16 protein-coding genes are annotated in these 20,047 nt (G+C 39.6%); 6 read left to right on the forward strand and 10 right to left on the reverse strand.

Annotated elements, in window-relative coordinates:
• Positions 1-58 precede the first annotated feature (58 nt).
• From INP51_RS12210 to INP51_RS12220, 3 genes are all read right to left on the reverse strand, one after another.
• Positions 59-964 carry a carbohydrate ABC transporter permease gene (locus INP51_RS12210; protein WP_230406789.1) on the reverse strand — a complete coding sequence of 302 codons (906 nt, stop codon included), beginning with the start codon at positions 962-964 and terminating at the stop codon, positions 59-61.
• 21 nt (positions 965-985) lie between these two features.
• Positions 986-1,894 carry an ABC transporter permease gene (locus INP51_RS12215; RefSeq protein WP_193735123.1) on the reverse strand — a complete coding sequence of 303 codons (909 nt, stop codon included), beginning with the start codon at positions 1,892-1,894 and terminating at the stop codon, positions 986-988.
• A gap of 94 nt (positions 1,895-1,988) precedes the next feature.
• Positions 1,989-3,704, reverse strand: a complete 1,716-nt coding sequence (locus INP51_RS12220) for an extracellular solute-binding protein (protein WP_193735124.1) — start codon at positions 3,702-3,704, stop codon at positions 1,989-1,991.
• A gap of 403 nt (positions 3,705-4,107) precedes the next feature.
• Here INP51_RS12220 and INP51_RS12225 point away from each other — a divergent pair, with 403 nt between their 5' ends.
• The 3 genes from INP51_RS12225 (at position 4,108) to INP51_RS12235 (ending at position 7,797) form a co-directional block, all read left to right on the forward strand.
• Complete coding sequence (locus tag INP51_RS12225) at positions 4,108-4,785, forward strand: TetR family transcriptional regulator (RefSeq protein WP_193735125.1); 678 nt, start codon at positions 4,108-4,110, stop codon at positions 4,783-4,785.
• A 311-nt stretch (positions 4,786-5,096) separates the two neighbouring features.
• A complete protein-coding gene (locus INP51_RS12230) occupies positions 5,097-6,347 on the forward strand; it encodes an MFS transporter (protein WP_193735126.1) in 1,251 nt (416 codons plus the stop codon).
• Positions 6,348-6,357: 10 nt separating this feature from the next.
• Positions 6,358-7,797, forward strand: coding sequence for a trimethylamine methyltransferase family protein (locus INP51_RS12235; RefSeq protein ID WP_193737359.1), 1,440 nt, complete (start codon positions 6,358-6,360; stop codon positions 7,795-7,797).
• Positions 7,798-8,157: 360 nt separating this feature from the next.
• Here INP51_RS12235 and rbsK read toward each other — a convergent pair whose 3' ends face one another.
• From rbsK to INP51_RS12260, 5 genes are all read right to left on the reverse strand, one after another.
• Positions 8,158-9,111 (reverse strand): ribokinase, encoded by a 954-nt coding sequence (gene rbsK, locus INP51_RS12240; RefSeq protein WP_193735127.1) that lies wholly within the window; start codon positions 9,109-9,111, stop codon positions 8,158-8,160.
• 22 nt (positions 9,112-9,133) lie between these two features.
• Positions 9,134-9,985, reverse strand: a complete 852-nt coding sequence (locus tag INP51_RS12245; protein WP_230406791.1) for a carbohydrate ABC transporter permease — start codon at positions 9,983-9,985, stop codon at positions 9,134-9,136.
• Entirely contained in the window at positions 9,982-10,857 is an 876-nt protein-coding gene (locus tag INP51_RS12250; protein ID WP_193735128.1) for a carbohydrate ABC transporter permease, read from the reverse strand. The genes INP51_RS12245 and INP51_RS12250 overlap by 4 nt, the downstream gene beginning before the upstream one ends.
• 93 nt (positions 10,858-10,950) lie before the next feature.
• A complete protein-coding gene (locus INP51_RS12255) occupies positions 10,951-12,348 on the reverse strand; it encodes an ABC transporter substrate-binding protein (protein WP_193735129.1) in 1,398 nt (465 codons plus the stop codon).
• 24 nt (positions 12,349-12,372) lie between these two features.
• On the reverse strand, positions 12,373-13,302 hold the full coding sequence (locus tag INP51_RS12260) for a nucleoside hydrolase (protein ID WP_193735130.1): 930 nt from the start codon (positions 13,300-13,302) through the stop codon (positions 12,373-12,375).
• Positions 13,303-13,525: 223 nt separating this feature from the next.
• Here INP51_RS12260 and INP51_RS12265 point away from each other — a divergent pair, with 223 nt between their 5' ends.
• Entirely contained in the window at positions 13,526-15,448 is a 1,923-nt protein-coding gene (locus tag INP51_RS12265; RefSeq protein ID WP_193735131.1) for a PfkB family carbohydrate kinase, read from the forward strand.
• 286 nt (positions 15,449-15,734) lie between these two features.
• On the opposite strand, the gene INP51_RS12270 is transcribed toward INP51_RS12265, so the two are convergent.
• A complete protein-coding gene (locus INP51_RS12270; RefSeq protein ID WP_193735132.1) occupies positions 15,735-16,808 on the reverse strand; it encodes an alcohol dehydrogenase catalytic domain-containing protein in 1,074 nt (357 codons plus the stop codon).
• 48 nt (positions 16,809-16,856) lie between these two features.
• Entirely contained in the window at positions 16,857-17,099 is a 243-nt protein-coding gene (locus INP51_RS12275; RefSeq protein ID WP_193735133.1) for a hypothetical protein, read from the reverse strand.
• A 439-nt stretch (positions 17,100-17,538) separates the two neighbouring features.
• Between INP51_RS12275 and INP51_RS12280 the strand changes: the two genes are divergently transcribed.
• A complete protein-coding gene (locus INP51_RS12280; RefSeq protein ID WP_193735134.1) occupies positions 17,539-18,573 on the forward strand; it encodes a LacI family DNA-binding transcriptional regulator in 1,035 nt (344 codons plus the stop codon).
• Positions 18,574-18,616: 43 nt separating this feature from the next.
• Positions 18,617-19,996 (forward strand): FAD-dependent oxidoreductase, encoded by a 1,380-nt coding sequence (locus INP51_RS12285; protein WP_230406792.1) that lies wholly within the window; start codon positions 18,617-18,619, stop codon positions 19,994-19,996.
• The last annotated feature ends 51 nt before the right edge of the window (positions 19,997-20,047 follow it).

Consider the following 20,047-nt stretch of genomic DNA (forward strand, 5'->3'; position numbering starts at 1 on the left):
TCAATGATACAATACGTCTAAATGAAATCCTTGAGTGTCATCTCTTTTCTGAGTGTGTCTATCCTTTCACTGACCCCATAACCATACCCTTAACAAAATAGCGTTGTAAAAACGGATATGCTAATATAATCGGCAAGGTAGACAAGAAAATCTGCGCACACTTAACCGTTCTCTCGGATACGAGTGCCATCTGCTGCCAGTCTAGAGCACCACTAGTCACCGATTGTGATTCAATTATAATTGTATTTAAATAACTTTGCAAAGGATATTGCGATGGTTTGTTCATATAAATAATACCGTCAAACCAAGAATTCCAATGATAGACAAGCGCAAAAAGGCAGATTGTCGCCATTGATGCTTTTGATATCGGTATATAAATTTTCATCAAGATCTGCCATTGTCCTGCACCATCTACGATTGCGGCTTCTTCAAGTTCCGGAGGAACCGCACGGAAAAAGTTTAGCATCAGAACCACGCTGAATACCGGCACTGCGCCTGGTAATATCAATGCCCATATACTGCCAAGCAGCCCCAGACTTTTAACCGTCATAAAAGATGGAATTAATCCTCCATTTATCAGCATAGTCAGGAAAAAGGACCATGTATAAACTGTCCTGGATCGAAATCGAAGATTACTTTTTGATAAGGGGTAAGCGGTGATGACACATAAAAAAACATTTAGAGTAACACCCATGACACATCTCAGAAGAGTAGTCCCCATTGCCTGCCAGAAAGCTTGCCTTTTTGCTACATATTTATATGACTCAATCGTAAATTCTACCGGCCAGAAAAGCACTTTCCCAGAGGTCACCGCCGTATTGCTGCTTAAAGACATTGCGAGTACATTTACTATTGGCAGAATACAAATCAAAGCCAATAGTGTGAGTATAATAATATTACATACATTAAAAATTTTTGAACCAATCGATGTATGAATCTTTGATCTTTTTTGCATTATTTGCATATTTTAACTCCTCCAATTTCTCTAAAAAATTCTGTAATCAAAAAACCTATAAGAAACATAATAGGATACAGAAATAAATACGCAAGAGACTACAGATTTAAGTACACCCATTGCTGTTGCCGGCCCGAACTGTGCATCAATCATACCAATACGATAAATAAAAGTATCTAAAATGTCCCCACTTTCATATACCTGTGGACTTATCAAATTTTGCACTTGATCAAATCCTGCGTTTAGAACATTTCCAAGTGATAATACCGTCATCAATATGACTATCATACGAATGCCAGGCAACGTAATGTGCCACATTTTTTGCAAACGTCCCGCTCCATCCATCGTCGCCGCCTCATAAAGATTCATATCAATGCCCGTAATGGCTGCCAGGTAAACAATTGTTCCGAATCCAAATCCCTTCCATACGTCTGTTAAAATCAGGGTTGATTTAAAATATTTATTACTGCCTAAAAAGAAAGGCGACTTTCCTCCAAAGAATCGAATAATCTGACCTACTATCCCACTTGATGGTGACAATATATCTAAGAGCACACCGGCGAAGATAACCCAGGATAAAAAATATGGTAAATATATTGCAGTTTGTACAGTTCTGCGAAACTTAGAGGAACGTACTTCATTTAAAAGCAGGGCCACAACGATGGGAACAATTAATCCCAACACTATTTTCCAGGCAGCAATAATCACTGTGTTTTTTAGTGCAGCCATTGCCCCTGGCATATTAAAAAGATAAGTAAAATTATCGAATCCAATCCACTTCTGATCCCCAAACAAACCTTTCGCCGGTATGAATTTTTCAAATGCAATCTTCATGCCCGCCATAGGTACATAAGAAAAGATAAAAGTAAGAATAACACCTGGTAAAAGCATCAGATGAAACGGAATTTCTTTTTTAAATTTATTTCTTTTTATTTTCATATTATTTCCTTTCTCATCAATATCAGCAATATACAACCTTGAAATAATAAAGCATGCACCAAGAAAAGAAGTCAGCACATGCTCTATTTCGCCCTTATTCTTTTACCGTCTTATACCAATCATTTATCTCTTTTGTAATCGTTTCTCCTCCAAGTTTGTTGAAATCTGAAACAAACTTATCAAATTCAGAAATATCCGATTCTCCAATAATAATCTTATTAAAAGTCTCATCACGCATCTTCTCCAGCGTTGACATCTTCTCGGTCATTGTCTCTGTCGGTGCCCCAACAAATTTATTCAGAAGAATTCTATCATTTTCCTGCATTTCATGAATAGAGGCATAGGAGCTCGGTGCCGGGCCATATATCCGCTCCCATCCCCATACAGACTTTCCGTCTTCACTTCCCGAATAGTAGCGATCAAGCTTATCCCATATGGATTTTGCCTCTCCAGTAAGCTGATCAGTGGTTTTATTCTCCATTGCTTTTTGTATATCGAGATATGCCTGGATATTTTTATAAGGCATTGACACTTGCACAGGTGATAATTTCCATACACCTTCAGCATCAGGAGGGGCATAATATTTTGCATTGTCACCTGTTTCCCCCCAACATTTTTCGATAAAAAGATTCGTCATCTTTATAACTGCTTCAGGATTTTCAAAATCTTTACGCACTACAAGCCATCTGTTTGTACCAAGATCAGCCTGTACGCTTGAGGGCTGATCTGTTGCACTTGGAATTGGATATGCCGACCATACGGCCTCTGGATCATTATTATAATTTGTCTGGAACTGGACGAGTGACAGCCATTGCTGACCAAAAGTCACACCACAGTTCCCTGCTGCTGCGCTCTCTCCGGCCTTTCCAGAATCCATAACGCCAAACTCGGGATCAATCTTTCCATCTTCATATAAGTTATTTAATTCCTTTAATGCTGTTTTACATTCATTTTGTATCGCACCATATGCTAACTTCCCCTCTTTTTCAATCCAAATACTTGGATAGGCACCATATGCATTAAAAAATCCTCTTAAGCCCCCATAGCCTCCACCAAACACATTGGGTGAGCCAGCTACGCCAATACCATAGGTATCATCCTTTCCATTTCCGTCCGGATCTTCTTCAGCAAATTTGTTAATTAACTCCAATAACTGATCGGTTGTCTTTGGCACATCAAGCTCTAATTTTTCCCTCCAATCATCTCTGATCCACATCAAATCAACAGAATCGACGGATCCTGCCGTCACCGGAATACCATATAACCCACCATCAATTTGAGCTGCAAGGAATGGAGAATCTCCTTCTTGGTTCATAACCTCTTTTGTAAAGTCTGTTGCATATGTATCATATACACCAGACAGATCCTGAATTAATCCTGCATCTGCAAGTTGCACCATCTGTGTGGCATTAACAGCCATCACATCCGGAATATCACCACTTGCAATTGTTACATTCATTTTTTGAAGATATTCATCATCTCCTTTTACAACCCAATCATAGAGCACATTAATTCCCAGTTCATCCCGATAAGTGTCCAACCAGAAGTTATTCTCGATCGTTTCTCCAGGCAGATTTGCAAGTGCATACGTATCAATCGTATCGTCTGTCGCACGTGCAAAGTGAATATCCAGTTCATCATTATATTTGCCGAACGGTTCCTTGTCTTTCGTTGAATTGTTGCTCTCAGCAGATGTTCCTGTCTGAGAAGATGATTTTGATCCATCTTCTGATTTACCAGCACATGCGGATGTCAGGCTTGTTGTAAGAAAAGCCACAATACTTAGCGCTAATACTCTTTTCCTATTCATCTTCGCTTTACTACTCCTTCCCATACCTATACTTTTTCATCACCAACTACAAGTCTAGCAATTTTTGTTTCTATACGTACATACTATAATAAATATACTTTCGTCACAATTGCCTTTTTGATACTTTTTTTGTATATCCGAGACTTTATTATTGTATATTGCCAAATCTATCTCTCAAAAGCGAGAAGATAATATGAATTTTGATTCTAATAAAAGGATTTTTTGATTACTTTTTAGATACTAATGACATTATCGAATTCATACCTTAATAAGTGGTTCCAAGCAAGCCACTTCAAACTACAGAACAACAATCTTCATATGATCACCCCTCGTGTATGAATCGCTTGACATATACATTTTTATATCGTAATATAAAGGTAACCAAGATTACCAAGGTGATTTCATGAATGTAAACCCTGACAGAAAGATTAAATATATTACAATTACAAGTCGGATTCTGGAAGAAGAAGGAATGGATGGCGTCAGCATAAGGCGCGTAGCAAAAGAAGCTGGCTGTACAAGTGCTGTTTTGTACAAACATTTTGAGAACAGAGATCATTTAATTATGTTGGCTTCTGTAAAATTTCTGGAACCTTATATACTAGAATTCCGCAAGCAAACGAAACGAAAGGATATTACATCCATTCAGATGGATCTGATACTCTGGAAATTCTTTATTCAAGAAGCATTTGCGAAAAAGCCTTACTATGAGCTGATGTTCTTTAGTCCTGAACGGGATATGCTGGAAGACTGTATCTACGAATATTATCAACTGTTTCCAGAACAAGAAAAAGACTTTGACGGATTCAGTGCCAGTATTATCTTCAGCAATAACTTGTCAGAACGTGAATTTGTCCGCTTGAGAAGAGCATCCAATGCCGGATTAATTACACTAGACAATGCTTCTTTGCTGAGCCGCCTTACAACTGCCGTGTTCCACGGACTCTTTATGCTGTATCCTTATTCCGAAATAAAAGATAACAAAGCTGCACTGGATATGGCAGTTAATGACTGTTATCACCTGATTTATGAATTATTTCGCAAGTTTGTAAATCCTGGAACTGTTCTAGACACAGATTAAAAAAATTTTCGATATGGCTGGTACTTTGTATCAGTCGCATCTTTCCTTTCAAAGGTAATCACGATGACATTTTGATTACGTCTCAAAGTTTTTGTGTAACCTTTGAACTATTCCAACTACTACGGAATAGTATCAGATTTTTTTCAAAAGTAATCGCGACTACTTTATAAATATCATTTTCTAATGACAGGAGGTATGTACTATGACAGATTAATTCAAACATTTCTATACTTATTTAATCCCTAGCTGACTGCCCAATCAGCAGTTTAATGAGGTGGTCAGTACAAAAAAGAAAGACAAAAGGAGAAAAAATGAATAAGGCTCTTATTAAAAAGTATGGTACTCTTCTTCTGCTGGCTGCCGGTTCCGGATTTATATTTCAACTGCCTTTCATTCGGGAGACGTTCTATGTGCCCATTCAGAAAGCAATGGGACTTACGAATTCGCAAATGGGTATGCTCAACAGCTGGTATGCCATCGTAGCTACACCGGCATATTTTCTGGGCGGAATAGTTGCAGACAAATTTTCCCCAAAAATCATGCTTACATTTTCCTTCATATCCACCGGAATTCTGGGACTGTGGTTTTCGACTTTCCCTGGATTTACGGCAAGCCGTATCATCTTTGCACTAATGGGATTTACAACCGTTATGACTTTTTGGAGCTCCGTCATCAAAGCGACAAGAATGCTGGGAAATTCCAGGGAACAGGGGCGACTCTTCGGTCTTCAAGAGGGGCTTCGTGGAATCTTAAATGCTTTACTGGTATTCGTTATGGCAGGAATCTATGCCGGGTTTTCAGACAAAGTTGTCGGTGCTGCCTGGTCCATTCGCTTTTGTGCAATCCTGCTTTTAGTCGTTGGTGTACTTTGTTGGTTCGTCATCGATCGCCGACAGGAAGACGGTAAATCAGAAACTCTGGGAGAAGTTGTGATCGGAATGTTTAGATGCCTGAAAATTCCGAAAGTATGGCTTCTAGTCGGTATTGTATTTACCGCATACAGTATTTACGGCATCATGAGCTATATCACTACTTATGCAATCAATATCTATGGTATGAGCGAAGAAATGGGAGCAACAATTGGCGGTATCCGTTATCTCCTGCAGGGTGTTGGCGGAATCATAGGTGGTTTCCTCGCAGATAAGATTCATTCTCGTCTGAAAGTTATTATGGGATCCTCTGCACTTCTTGCTGTCAGCTATATACTTTACCTTGCAATCCCAAACTCGGCTTCCGGTCTGCCGCTTGTCTTGATTAACTTCATGTTCGGCTTGATTTTAGTTTATGCAATCCGCAGCCAGTATTTTGCAGATATTGACGACGCGGGTCTGGATGTCAATATTACAGGGCGTGTATCCGGTATTGTGTCCACTTTCGGCTATCTGCCGGATTTATTCATATTCACAATGATTGGTTCCTGGATCGATAAGGGGCATTTCGGATATAACATGATGTTTATCTATGCTGGAGCTATGGGTATCGGCTGCCTGCTCTTTGCATTTATTCTGCAAAGAGTTATAAACAAGAAACCGGAAAAAGCAAACCAACAAAACCGGCTATAAACCGGATTTCATAACAGATAAGGAGAAAACTATGACAAAACGTGACGAACAAATCGTAGAACGAATCCATCAGAATACGCTTCATATCCTTGAAGAAATTGGTATGGCGTTTCTTTCAGAGGATGCCTTAGAAACACTTCGCAAAGGCGGAATCCATGTGGAGGGAAATCGTGCCTATTTTACAAAAGAACAGGTAATGCATGCACTGGATGTTGCCACGAAGGATTTTACAGTATATGCAAGAAATGATGCTTATAATGTACATATGAATATGGAAGATCTGTATATCACTCCGGGCTATGGAAGCCCAAGCATCTGTGAAGCAGACGGAACCGTAAGACCCTCGACCTTTGATGATTTTTTGAAACTCTCAAAAATAATACAGTCCAGTGATGCCTTTGCCATCAATGGCGGGATTTTGGCGCAGCCTGTCGACATTGACCCTGGAATTTCTGCTGAAGCTATGGTTTATGCTACACTCTGCTGTTCTGATAAGGCTCTCTTCTCAGTATGCGGCGGCGGTGTTCAGGCTGAAAACATCATGAAAATGCTTCGAATTGTATTCGATGGTGACATCGAAAAAATCCCCTGTAGCTTTCATCTGATTTCCACGTTAAGTCCCTTGGGCATTACAAGGGATACCCTCGATACGATCGATGTATGTGCAAAAAACGGACAGCCACTGGTCATCGCACCAGGACCTATGGCCGGCGGTACTGGTCCGATTTCCCTGGCCGGCAATACATCCCTTGCAAATGCTGAAATCCTTGGCACAAATGTTTATGCACAGTTGGTTCACCCAGGCACTCCGATTATCTATGGTTTCGCTGCAACTGTCAGTGATATGAGAAATATGAACGTATCTAATAGCTGCCCTGGTTTCCTAAAGGAAGCCCGTTATGGAGCACTACTATCCAAAAAATACGGTCTAGCCTGCAGAAGTGGCGGAGGAATGTCCAATGCAAACGGCTTGACCGCTCAGGCTGGAGTGGAAAGTGCAATGAACCTGTTTGAATCTTTCTCGGAAAAAGCAAATCTGGTCATGCATGCGACTGGCTCTCTGCATTCCTTTAACACCGTAAGCTACGAAAAATTCATTATGGATATCGAAACAATCGACCGGATGCGCTACTATTTCAGCGATCTCCCGGATGATGAAGATTCTCTTGCATTCGAGGCAATCCAGGAAGTTGTATCAGAAGGAAGCAATTTTGTCACTTCCGAGCACACTTTTGAGCGCTGCAGAATAGATCCATGGTACAGCACAGTTTCTGTCCATAGCAATGGGCATGGAAATCCAAACGATGAATTATATGCTTCTGCGCAAAAAAGAATCACGGCAATCTTAGATGAATATAAATATCCGGCATTTTCTCAAGCAAAACGTGAAACTCTGGATAGCATCATGAGAAGCCTTGGAATGAAAGACAAGGATATTGCCAAAGTATAAGCAATCGTGTAGTTATAAGCTTTATATCGAAGTTTGTATTTGATAAAGAACCCGATGGTTAACTTTGAGATAAGTTTAAACCATCGGTTTTTTTATTACAAGATAGCCTGTGAACAGTAATTTTTCTTTCTATGTTTCGGAATAAATACAATATGGTATTGGCACTTCAGTTTCGTATGTGATAAACTTCTATTGGCCCAGGCATAGCTGGGGGATTAGTACTTTCTTTTACTATTCGTTTATCCCTTCTTGCGCACGATCATATGCTGCCTGGTATATCTCTTTTAACTTATCAGTATCCATTTTCTTAAGCGGTGTCTGAAACTCACCCCATCCTACTCCTCCTTTGACTCATCATATTTAAATATTTCTAACCACATTAAGTTTCCCTTCATACTCCCTCACCTCATCCACGCTCGGAATTGATGACTGCGCTCCTTTTCTCGTAACCACAATCGCAGCCACGAGATTCGCATATCGAACAGCCTCCATCAATTCTTTCCCTTCTGCGAGCATCAATGCCAATGATGCAGTAAAGGAGTCTCCCGCCGCCGTTGTATCCACTACCTGTACTTCATAAGAGGGAATCTGCTCAATACCCTGACTGAAGGAATTGACATAAACGCCTTTATTTCCCAGTGTAACAATAACATGCTTTACCCCATAGTCTTTCAACAGTTCTGTAGCCTCATACAAGTTTTCCAATACATTCTCTGTCTTCGCTAAGATCCCTAATTCAGTTTCATTTGGCTTAATAACATCCACGTAACGATAAAGCTCCATCGGAAATTCAGGCGGCGCTGGCGCTGGATCAAGAATCACCAACTTATTCAGTTCTTTAGCTTTCCGGGCTGCATACAACACAGTCTCCACTGGAATTTCCAACTGAAAAACAACAATATCACTTTGTTCTATCAACACAATATTTCTGTCAATATCCTCCATGGACAATTTCGCATTTGCACCTGGAATTACTACAATGCTGTTATCACCTTCTTTATCCACAGTAATCAGTGCAACTCCCGTGCCCGTATGTTTTTTTTTGATAAGATACGAAACATTAATCCCTGAATCTATTAGACTTTTCTTTGAAATCATGGCATACTGATCATCTCCCAAAGCTCCAAACATCGTCACATCCGCTCCAAGCCGTCCCGCTGCACATGCCTGATTTGCTCCTTTTCCTCCCGGTATCAAATCTAACTTATCTCCTAAAATTGTCTCTCCGGCAACCGGTGTGTGATCTACATTTGTGACCATATCCACGTTCAGGCTTCCAATAACCAACACCTTTTTCTTGTCTTTGTATTTCATACTACGCCTCCTCCATTATGCATCAGCCCTTAACTCCGCTGCTAGTAATTCCCTGAACAAAATATTTCTGCAGCGGAAGAAATAGAAGCAGTGGTATCAATGCCGAGAACATGGAGCCTGCATAAAGTGCCGACCATGCGGTACTATGTTCTGTATTAAACGCAGTGAGTGCAATTTGAATGGTTCTGATATCTTTAGAGCGAGCAATAAGCAGCGGCCAAAGATATGAATTCCATTGATCCATAAAAATCATCAATCCAGCAGTAATAAAAACTGGCTTTGATAATGGAATTAAAATGCTGCTATATATTTTCCCGATATTAGCTCCATCTATTCGTGCAGCATCCAGTAATTCAGCAGGAATATCTTTAAAAAACTGTACAAATAAGAATAGAACCAGACCACTGGCAATACTGGGCAGGATCATTCCCTGAAACGTATCGACCATCTTCATTTTATCTGCAACCCGATAAAGCGGAAGTGCAATCGCCTCAAAAGGTATCATAAACGAAATAAGTACCAGAGAAAACAGCGGTTTTTTGAACCTAAAGTCAAACATTGCGAATGCAAAAGCAGCCACTGAATTAAGGACGCATCCAAACGCAATAGAGATTGCCGTGACAAGCACTGTATTGAGTACCGGTTTTAGAAACCCATAGACAGTAAACAGATCTACATAAGACTTTACCGTCCACTTTACCGGAATCAAAGTATGTATGGAAAATGGCATGACATACGTATATAATTCAGAATCATCCCTAAGAGAGGCTGATACTCCCCAAAGAAGCGGAAATAATGTGAGTACTGCAATTAAAATCAGCACACTATATAAAACAATATGGGAAAGTGTCTTTTTTGTTTTTCTCGTCATCATTTTATTCTCACTTTCTCAGATTTATCATTTTCGTTCAACAAAGTAGCCTGAAAAAGGCAAATGCATACAATCAATAATAAAAGTACCATGACAATTGCTGAAGATCTGCCTCTGTCTCCATACTGAAATGCTGACTGATATGCTTCAAACATTAAGACATTTGTGCTCTCTTGAGGCCCACCATTTGTAATCACCTGCATGGGTACAAACAGCAGAATATTAGCGGTCGTATTGGCCACAAACACAAACAAAAGAACCTTTTTAATCAAGGGAATTGTAATCCTCCAAATTGTTGTAAACCATCCTGCACCATCGATTTTCGCAGATTCATATATAGCAACATCAATGTTCTTCAATCCTGCGAGGATAAACATCATCCAATACCCCACGCCTTTCCATGTAGCTACAAGCACAATACACCATAAAGCCTGAGATTTACTGATAAAGAAATCCTGTGAGGGGATTCCCAACAGATTCAAAAAGCTATTCACGACACCACTATCAGGATTCAACATGATATTCCAGACTAAACATCCAACCGTAATCGAAATCGTAACCGGAAGGTAGAAAACAGTCCGAAAGATTCCTATTCCTTTTACAGTTGAACTTACCAAAAGTGCAACAATAAATGCCAAGCATACCTGTAAAGGTATCATAACAATATTAATTTTCAATGTAACCCAAAGTGAATTCCAAAAGGAAGAATCTAAAAAAAGTGATTTGTATGTATCAAACGTAAAACTATTATCTACAAAAAAACTTTCTATAGCAGTCTCAACAATTGGATATAATTTAAAAATACAAATCAGAAGAAACGCCGGAGCAATCAACACATAAGGAAGAAATCGCATTTTTTTTGATAAATGTAACATAAGGTTCCTCCATCCATTCTTATAAGACAGGTAATTGTAAGGAACTCTGGCATAATATGTACATACCCGCCCATACAATTACCTGTAAACTGTTTACTTATTATACTTTTCCATTACCTTTTCAATTTTGCTTGCTGCATTGTTCAGCGAGTCCGAAACATCAGATCCATTTTTGATGTCCTCCCAAGTATTCTGAATAACGGTGTCGTACTCCGTATATCCGGGGGTCATCGCCCTTGGTACAGCTGTGTTAGCAGACTCATATGCTGCAATTTTCATATATTCCGGAGCCTTATCGCTATTCATCATCGTTTCCACGCCCGCAACTGTAGCAGGAACATCTCCATCTGCCTCAAGCCACATTGAATTGCCTTCACCGATAGACATAAATTTGATGAATTCAGCTGCAAGCTCTTTATTTTTTGCATTCTTTGGTATTCCAAAATGCCAGCTTCCAGTAGGGGTCCCTACTTCACTTTCATGCCCCTCAAAAGCAGGTACAGGAGCATATGCATAGTCTTTCATTTCCCCCTTATCGCAACGATTTGCCAGCCAGGTTCCATCTACAATGAAGACGATTTTACCTGCAAGGAAGAAATCTGCTGCATCATCCGCCGTGATTCCTTTTAAGGAAATCTTATCATTAAAGAGTCCCTGATACCAATTTGCACCATCAATCCAGGCCTTATCGTTAATCACCCCCTCAGCTGTATAACCATCATCCCCTATATTCTTACCTCCCAGACTGTTTGGAATCTGGTTCATCTGATATGTACGGCTAACCTGAGCAAATGTGATTCCTGATATTCCTTTCGAACCATCCGGATCGACCTTATCCAGCGTCTGTTTGGCATAATTGGTCACCTGTTCCCACGTCAGACGGTTTTCCGTCGTACTTTCTGGTATCTCAATTCCAGCCTCTTTTAATAGTGCATTATTGTACCACAAAAGCTGAGACGAGCTATTCATCGCCGGTGCATAAAAAACGCCATCCCAGCTTCCTGCTTCATAAGCTGAATCGTTGAACATTTTCTTTTCCTCATCAGTAAAGTACTCATCCATAGAAGCCACCCAGTCTTTTACAGCGTAGGAGGCTACCAGAGGAACATCTATCCCTATTACATCATAATCATCTGAGCCAGATTCCAACTTTACCTGTAACATCTGCAGATAATCGGAATGAGAATAAAGTTCCATATTAACCTTCGCACCAGTCTCTTCTTCAAACTTTGCTACAATTGGTTCCACATTTTCTTCCCAAGCACCTGCGCCAGTATCCGTCCAGGTAATTTCCTGTCCCGCAAAGGGTTTGTCTGAATTCTCTGTTGCACTACTGCCCTCTGTTTTAGATATGCTGTCGGAATTGCTTTTTCCTGTTTCCTGCTCTTTACCCGGAGAGTTTCCACCTTCAGAGTTTTTGCCACATCCATTTAACAAACTTCCTGCCATCATACTGATTAACAACCATGCTACCATTTTCCTGCTTTTCATCTGATTTCCTCCCTATTTAAATTGTCATTTTGATAATTTTTCAAAGAGATCCATATATAATGCATCTCTATGAATTGCATATACATATTTTATAAAATGGCGCGTCTTATCAATGCCCCATTTGTGATCATATTCTGGAATCGGACTATGCTCAAGACGTTCTTCCATAAATGATTCATCTATTAGCCATGCAACAGCGGTGACATCCCAGATTGCCCGACTCCAGCACTTACCCTGGCCAACCAAAAAGGCTTCCTGGACGGTATTCTCAACCAGATAATCGCAAAGCTCATTTTTACCTTTCAGCCAAAAGTTCAATTCAGGACCTGTAGTAGTAAATGAAGATACAACTCCCATACAAGGAAGAAGAACTAGTGGCACTCCACATTCAAATATTACTCTTGCAGCCGCCACGTCCTGGAGGGCATTGAATTCTTTATTGTCATGCCAGTCCAATGCATTCCCTCCAAGCCAAATTACAACAATTTTCCTAATAATTGAAGGCTCCATCAAAATAGCAGATGCTATATTGGTAATTGCACCAATTGCAATTACATACAGCGGGTCGTTATCATCACGTTCTAATGCTAGCTTCACCAAATTCCTGGCGGCCGATGATTCCACGGCTTCCTTCTCATTTTGCAAATACGTTCTGGAACCTTTGAAGACCACTTTCTTATATTCTTCTTTCTTCAACAATCCTAATACCTTATGAATCTCTTCAAAACTTTTTTCCATGCCATCTTCCGGACTTTTTGAATGGTGATTGAAAAAGGGCGCTGCATAGATTGCCTGTAATCTTAACTTTTCGTCTGACTTAAGCAAATAGGCTAATGCAAACTGATCATCGATTTCATTGTATGTATCTGTATCAATTACAACGTCAACCACGCCCCTCGGTTTTTCTAACCGTTTTAACAAAGCACCTGTATTCAGATGATACTTCTCCCACATACTTTTTCCTCCTATCTTTCAATAAAATATTTTCCGAAATCATTTTCTTTAACATAATATTAATTCTATTTTTTTATAATGTCAATATTAAAATAAATCTTTGTTAAATACAACTATTTTTTCAATAGTTTTCCTATTCATATTTACCATATGCAGCAGACAATTCTATTGACAAACCTCTGAAAATCCTTCATAATGTAAAAAAACAGAAAGAGGATACATCATGACAATAAAAGAAATCGCAAGCCTGGCCGGAGTATCAATTTCAACGGTTTCTAAAATCATTAACAATAAAGATCAGAATATCAATTCGGAGACACGTAACCGAGTTTTAAAGATTGTGAAAGAATATAATTACACTCCATATGGTATGGTAAAAGACCTTTCCAATGCCAAAACCTTTCTGCTGGGAGTACTTCTTCGCACAGCTTCCCAGACAAGCCTGATGCTTACCGGTATTCTCCAGTCTGCACAGGAGCACGGATATAACATTCTGCTTTTTGACAGCAAAAGCAGCACAGAAACAGAGTTAAAACACATTACTTCTCTTATAAAGAACCGGGTGGATGGATTGATTTGGGAACCTGTGGAGGGCAGCAGCAAGCAGCATGAGCATTATTTTCTGGATCAGAACATCCCTGTCTGTTACATAGGCGGTCCTGATACCTTTCCTTCTTATAACATTGATTTTGCACAGATGGGCTATGAATTAACACAAAAGCTTCTGGAACACAAGCACACAAAAATCGCCTGTCTTCTGAAAGAAAAAAGCCGGCGCTCTCAGTTAGTAGCAAAGGGCTTTAAAAAATGCCTTTTTGATCATCAATTACCTTATATGGACAGCATGCGGCTTTATATTTCAGACCCTGACTATATGCAAAAACTTGCCACGTATCACATAACAGGAATTGTCAGCTCCCACTATGCTTCATCTCTGATGCTTTTTGAACAGATGAGCAGGCTGCACCATTATGTTCCCTCTGATTTATCATTGGTAAGTTTAAAGGATGACGTGCGGGAGGCAATCTCTTATCCCAATATCTCCAGCCTGAAGATACCCTATCGGGAATTCGGATACTATGTATGCAGTGAATTGATTAAGAAGTGTGAAAAAATCCAGGACGGAGAATCTGCCTATCTTTTTCATGCTGCGAGTAATTTTGACAGCGAGGCCAGTATAAGTACTCCTTCTTACCTCCGTTCAAAGAAGATAGTTGTCGTAGGAACCATTAATATGGACTGTACCTTTAATGTGGACATGCTCCCTCAGTCCGGAAAAACCACGCGGATTTTAAGCACCGCTACTACTCTGGGCGGTAAGGGCGCAAATCAGGCTGTGGGAGTCTCCAAGCTCGGACGTGAAGTCTCTTTAATTGGGGAAGTGGGAAATGACGCTGACTCATCATTGATTTATGAGACACTCGAAAAGGAACACGTTCTCACGCAAGGGATTCATCGGGATTTAAAATCACAGACCGGCAGGGCTTATATCTATCTGGAGAACGACGGGGAAAGTGCCATAACCATTCTCTCCGGTGCAAATGGCAATCTGTCTCCCGAAAACATTCAAAACAGGCAGCATCTCTTCCGTAATGCCGGATACTGCCTGCTTTCCTCAGAGCTTAGTCTGCCCGTTATAAGTGAGGCAGCAAAGACCGCCAAAAAATATGGGGCACAAAATATACTGAAACCGGCTGCATTGAAAACAGTTCCGGAAGAATTGATGAAAAACATAGATATTCTGGTGCCAAACCGAAAAGAGGCCTCTGTCCTCTGCCCGCAATATCAGACAATCGAAGAACAGGCAGCATACTTTTTTCAGAATGGTGCCAGAACTGTTATTATTACACTAGGCTCTAAAGGCTGTTATCTAAAAGCCGAAGGAATTGAAAAATACTTCCCGGCGGCCGATTTCGTTTCCGTAGATACCACCGGGGGAGCCGATGCCTTTATCTCTGCATTGGCCTCCTACCTTATAGAGGGGTATACTTTGGAGGAATCGGTAAAAATCGCAACTTATGCAGCCGGATTTTGTATTTCCAGGCAAAGCGTGGTACCCGCATTAATTGACCGGGGTACACTTGAAACCCATATCAGGCAGCGGGAACCCGAACTTTTGAAACATATGAATGTGATACATGTATGAATTACATCACAGGTCCAGGCATGGTACAAATACAGATACCATGCCGTTCACTTTTAAGGTCTGTACTTAATATCAGAAGTTGATCGTCAAAAGTGTTAAGGCTGACAATATTATTTTTATTTATTTATTCATTTAAGCTTTAGCTTGCCCTTTCTGTACAAATACATATCAAATGATCATTTTCCTCAAAGGATGCCATTTGAGTGCCAGTAGTTCAAAAATCAATAATGCCCCAATAGCTTTCCAAATTTTCCACTGCCGCTTTTTCAATTGTGCTGCTAGATAGTTAGAATTTAAATGCTACTTTTAAATCTCCTTTTTTTCCTGAGGCAAGCTCAAAAGCTTCTTCCCAATCGTCAAGGTCAAACATATGTGTAACAACCCCGTCAGTTTTTAGGTTTCCATTTTCGATATTATCAATGACGAACGGAAAGCAATATGGGCTTAGATGAGATCCGAGCACATCCAATTCCTTACGATCACCAATAATTGACCAGTCGACCTTTGTCTCTTCTCCAAATACACTAAACTCTACAAAACGACCTAACTTTCGAATCATGCTCAAGCCTTGTTTAACACTGGATGGGTGTCCCGTTGCTTCAATATAAATATCACAGCCATAACCATCAGTCAAATCAAGGGTATTTTTTACTACATTTTCCTTTCCAGGATTCATTACAATATCTGCTCCAAACTCTTTAGCTTTTTCAAGACGATCATCCTTCATATCAAGAACTATTAATTTCCTTGGATTTTTCATTCGAGCATACGTAACCATTCCTAATCCTAATGTTCCTGATCCGGAAATAACAACTACATCATCACATTGGATCTGCGCCCGATCAACTGCGTGTTTGGAACAGCCATAAGGTTCAATTAATAGAGCTTTCTCCAATGCCATATCTTCTGGCACACGAGAAATGACAGCCGTTTTTGGATATCGTACATATTCAGCCATACCCCCGTTATTGTCAGACTGAAAACCAAACGTATTGTGAGGCTGACACATCCAGTAATGACCATTCCTGCAGAACCTACATTTTCCACAAGGCACAATTTGATCAGCGGTAATACGGTCACCATATTTATATTCTGTTACGTTATCTCCTGTTTCAACCACACGACCAAGAAACTCGTGTCCTGGAATAAATGGAGGTTTAACCCATTCCGGCTGTGATTCATCTCCCCAAAACATTGCGGCACCATGATAACATTTTAAATCACCAGCGCATATACCACATGCCTCTGTTTTTATAATAATATCATCCGGTCCACAAGTCGGAACTAGAAACTCCCTTTCAAGTTTATAACTATCCTTACTGTAAGCAACAAGTGCTTTCATTGTTTTTGGTAGTGCCATTTAAACTCTCTCCTTTCAAAAAATCAATTTGTAATACCTCTTTCTTTTTTACACTTGTAGGCTGTTATATAATGAAAGACATTGGTTCCCCACTGTATGAGCATATGTGGCGGCAAAATCTTTCATATTTTCCGGCATATTTTTTGTTAATCCATAGACCTCATATGTAAAATCACCTGTATAGCCAATTTTTTTCATCTTAAAAAACTCTTGACGCTGTTCATCATTTTTGAATGATGGCATATAACCAGGACTGTAAGGAACATGCCCTTGAGTGAATTGAATTTGCAAACTTTCAGCAAAAGCATCAATTTTTTCAAGTTGTTTCTCCCAATCATCACCATTTAGCTCTGTATAAGTAGAAAACAGTTCAACGCAGCTGAAATCAAGGGTTCGAAATCCCGCATTTAGCTCTTACTCCTTTTTTCAGGACTAAATCAATATAGGTATTGTCTCTCGTCCGATAACTATGCATATATATTCTTCCTTTCATCTTTACTTTTTGGAACGGTTTAATATATTATTGATAGTAATACATGGCATAAATATTGTCAATATAATTTTAATCTTTTTTATTTTATATAATCATATCTTTTATTTCTCGACTTTATTAAACATTTTATCTATATTTTGCATGTTTTTTTTACTACTGATTTATCTATTGACAAATTTTTAGAGATGAGTTATTATTTCTCTATTGGAACGGTTTAATATATTATGAGGTACTATTATGACAAACAAGATAACAATACTGGATGTTGCTAAAGAAGCAGGTGTCTCGAAAAGTACTGTATCACTGGTAATTAACAATTCATCTGCCGTGAAACTCGAAACCCAATATAAGGTTCGTGATGCTATAAATAAGCTGGGCTATGTTCCAAATTTTGCTGCTCGCGGCCTGACAACAAAAAGAAATCATATCCTAGGAATTATTTTCCTTACATCGGATCTAGTTCACTCACCAGATGAGTTTACCTCCGTGCCGGAAACATTATTATATGATGTTAATATTGGTATAGATAAAACCTTGCGTAATACAGATTATGCATTACTTAGTGAACGCTTTTCAACGAATGAGAAATCATTGCCGGACTTAATTACCAGCGGACGAGTTGATGGTGTTTTTATAATTGGCGGACTTTATCAGCCAGACTTTATCGAAAGGCTTAAATCCAGTGGAATGCCAGCTGTTTTAATAGGAAGAGAACACAAGGAAATAGATTCAGTTTCTCCAGACTTGACTAAAGTTGGCTTCATTGCCGGAAAAAAGTTAGTCCATACCGGGCATAAGAAAATTTTATTTGTAAACGGTCCTCGTAGTAGCAATAACTCACAGAAGAAGCTAGACGGTCTTCAATTGGCACTAAAGGATGTGAGAACTGGCGTCACTGCGAAAACACTCTATTCTGGCTATTCCTCACTAGAGGCTTACCAGACAATTTCAGAAATATGGACGAATGGTTATCGACCAGACGCAATCTTCGGTGGAAGTGATGGAATCACAGCTGGAATCCTTCAATTTGCTCTTCAAAAGGGGATTCGCATACCGGAAGATATATCGTTGATTGGTTATGAACGCTCAGTAATTTCGGAGCATACTGCGATCCCATACACAGTGATAGATTCACATAAAGATATTATGGGTGAAATCGCCTGTAACGCTCTTTTAAACCGTATTCATAAACCAAATTCCAGTTTGGTGCACATGCAGCTAGAGCCTACTTTAATCTCGCGCGACTCAATTATTGATCGTTGTGTAAATTGATGTAAATCATATGCAACTGTTATTTATATGAAAGGAATTTGAAATGGAATATAAACATGAAATGCAAGAATTATTTTGCGACATTGCTGTGTTTGGTGCCGGACCTTCTGGTATTGTTGCTGCTTTGGCTGCAGCACGTAATGGTTCTGATGTTCTGCTAATTGAGAAATCCGAATGTCTCGGTGGAAATCTTATTTCCGGATTGCCTTTACTTGGTTTCCTAGACAAACAGGGACAGCAGGTAGTTGGCGGAATTGCTCAGGAAATAATTGACCGTTTAACGGAACAGAATGCCTGCCTTGGACACAATCGCTGTGCATTACATAACTCCGTCACTATTATTGATCCAGAAAAAACTAAAATTTTACTTTTTGATATGTGTCGAGAAGCCAATGTCAGACTTTTATTAGCCTGCGCTGCAGTAAAAACAAAAACCAAGGATAAGAATATTGAATGTGTTTTTGTCAATGGCAAGGGACATAACTATAAAATTAAAGCTAAACTATATATTGATTCCACTGGTGATGGCGATGTAGCCTACTTAAGCGGCGCTGCTATGGAAAAAGGGCAAGAAAAAACCGGTGTCTTACAGCCACCTTCTCTCCTTTTTATGCTTACTGGTTTTAATGAAGATGAATTCTTCCATTATTTAGAGCAACACCCTAAGGATTTGGTTGCATCTGAAAGTATGCAGGTATCCAAAGGCTATGATCTGCCTTATTTTCGAAGTCATCCGGGATATGTTTTTCTAGGATTGCGCGACACGCTCTCTCGATTTGCCAAGCTGGGCATATCTCCTTTAAAACGCGATACTCTAATTTATATCAAAACAACACACCCTGGTCAAATTTGTGTTAATTCGACTCGTATATTGAATTACGATGGCAGTCAACCCGAGGATATAACACGTGGGATGGCAGAAGCAATGCTTCAAATCAAAGAAATTCATGCCTTTTTAAAGCAATATATTCCCGGGTTTGATAGAACCTATATCTCTCATATAAACACTACTATCGGTGCAAGAGAAACTCGACGTTTCCATGGATTAAAGCGTTTAACAATTGAGGATGTGATTTCTGGCAGTATCCCCAATGATACAATTGCACTGGGCTCGTATAAAATAGATATTCATAGTGGAACCGGAAATAGTACAATTTTAAAAGAGTTAGAAGAACCATATGGTATTCCACTTAAATGTCTGATAAGTAGTGATTACGGAAATTTAATGCTAAATGGACGATGTATTTCAATGGATTCATCTGCACTGGCCAGCATGCGTGTGATGCCTACATGTATGGCTATCGGTCAGAGCAGCGGTGTCTGTGCGGCACTGGCAGTTCAAAAAGACATTCTTCCCGCTCAAGTTCCAGTCTCCGAAGTGGTACAAATATTACAGGATGAAGCAGCCATTCTAATGGTGTAAAAGATCTCTTGCATCACAGTTTATGTCAGATCTCAGAGAACACAGAGTCAA

Origin of the sequence: Blautia liquoris (assembly GCF_015159595.1) — a bacterium.
Lineage (GTDB): Bacteria > Bacillota > Clostridia > Lachnospirales > Lachnospiraceae > Novisyntrophococcus > Novisyntrophococcus liquoris.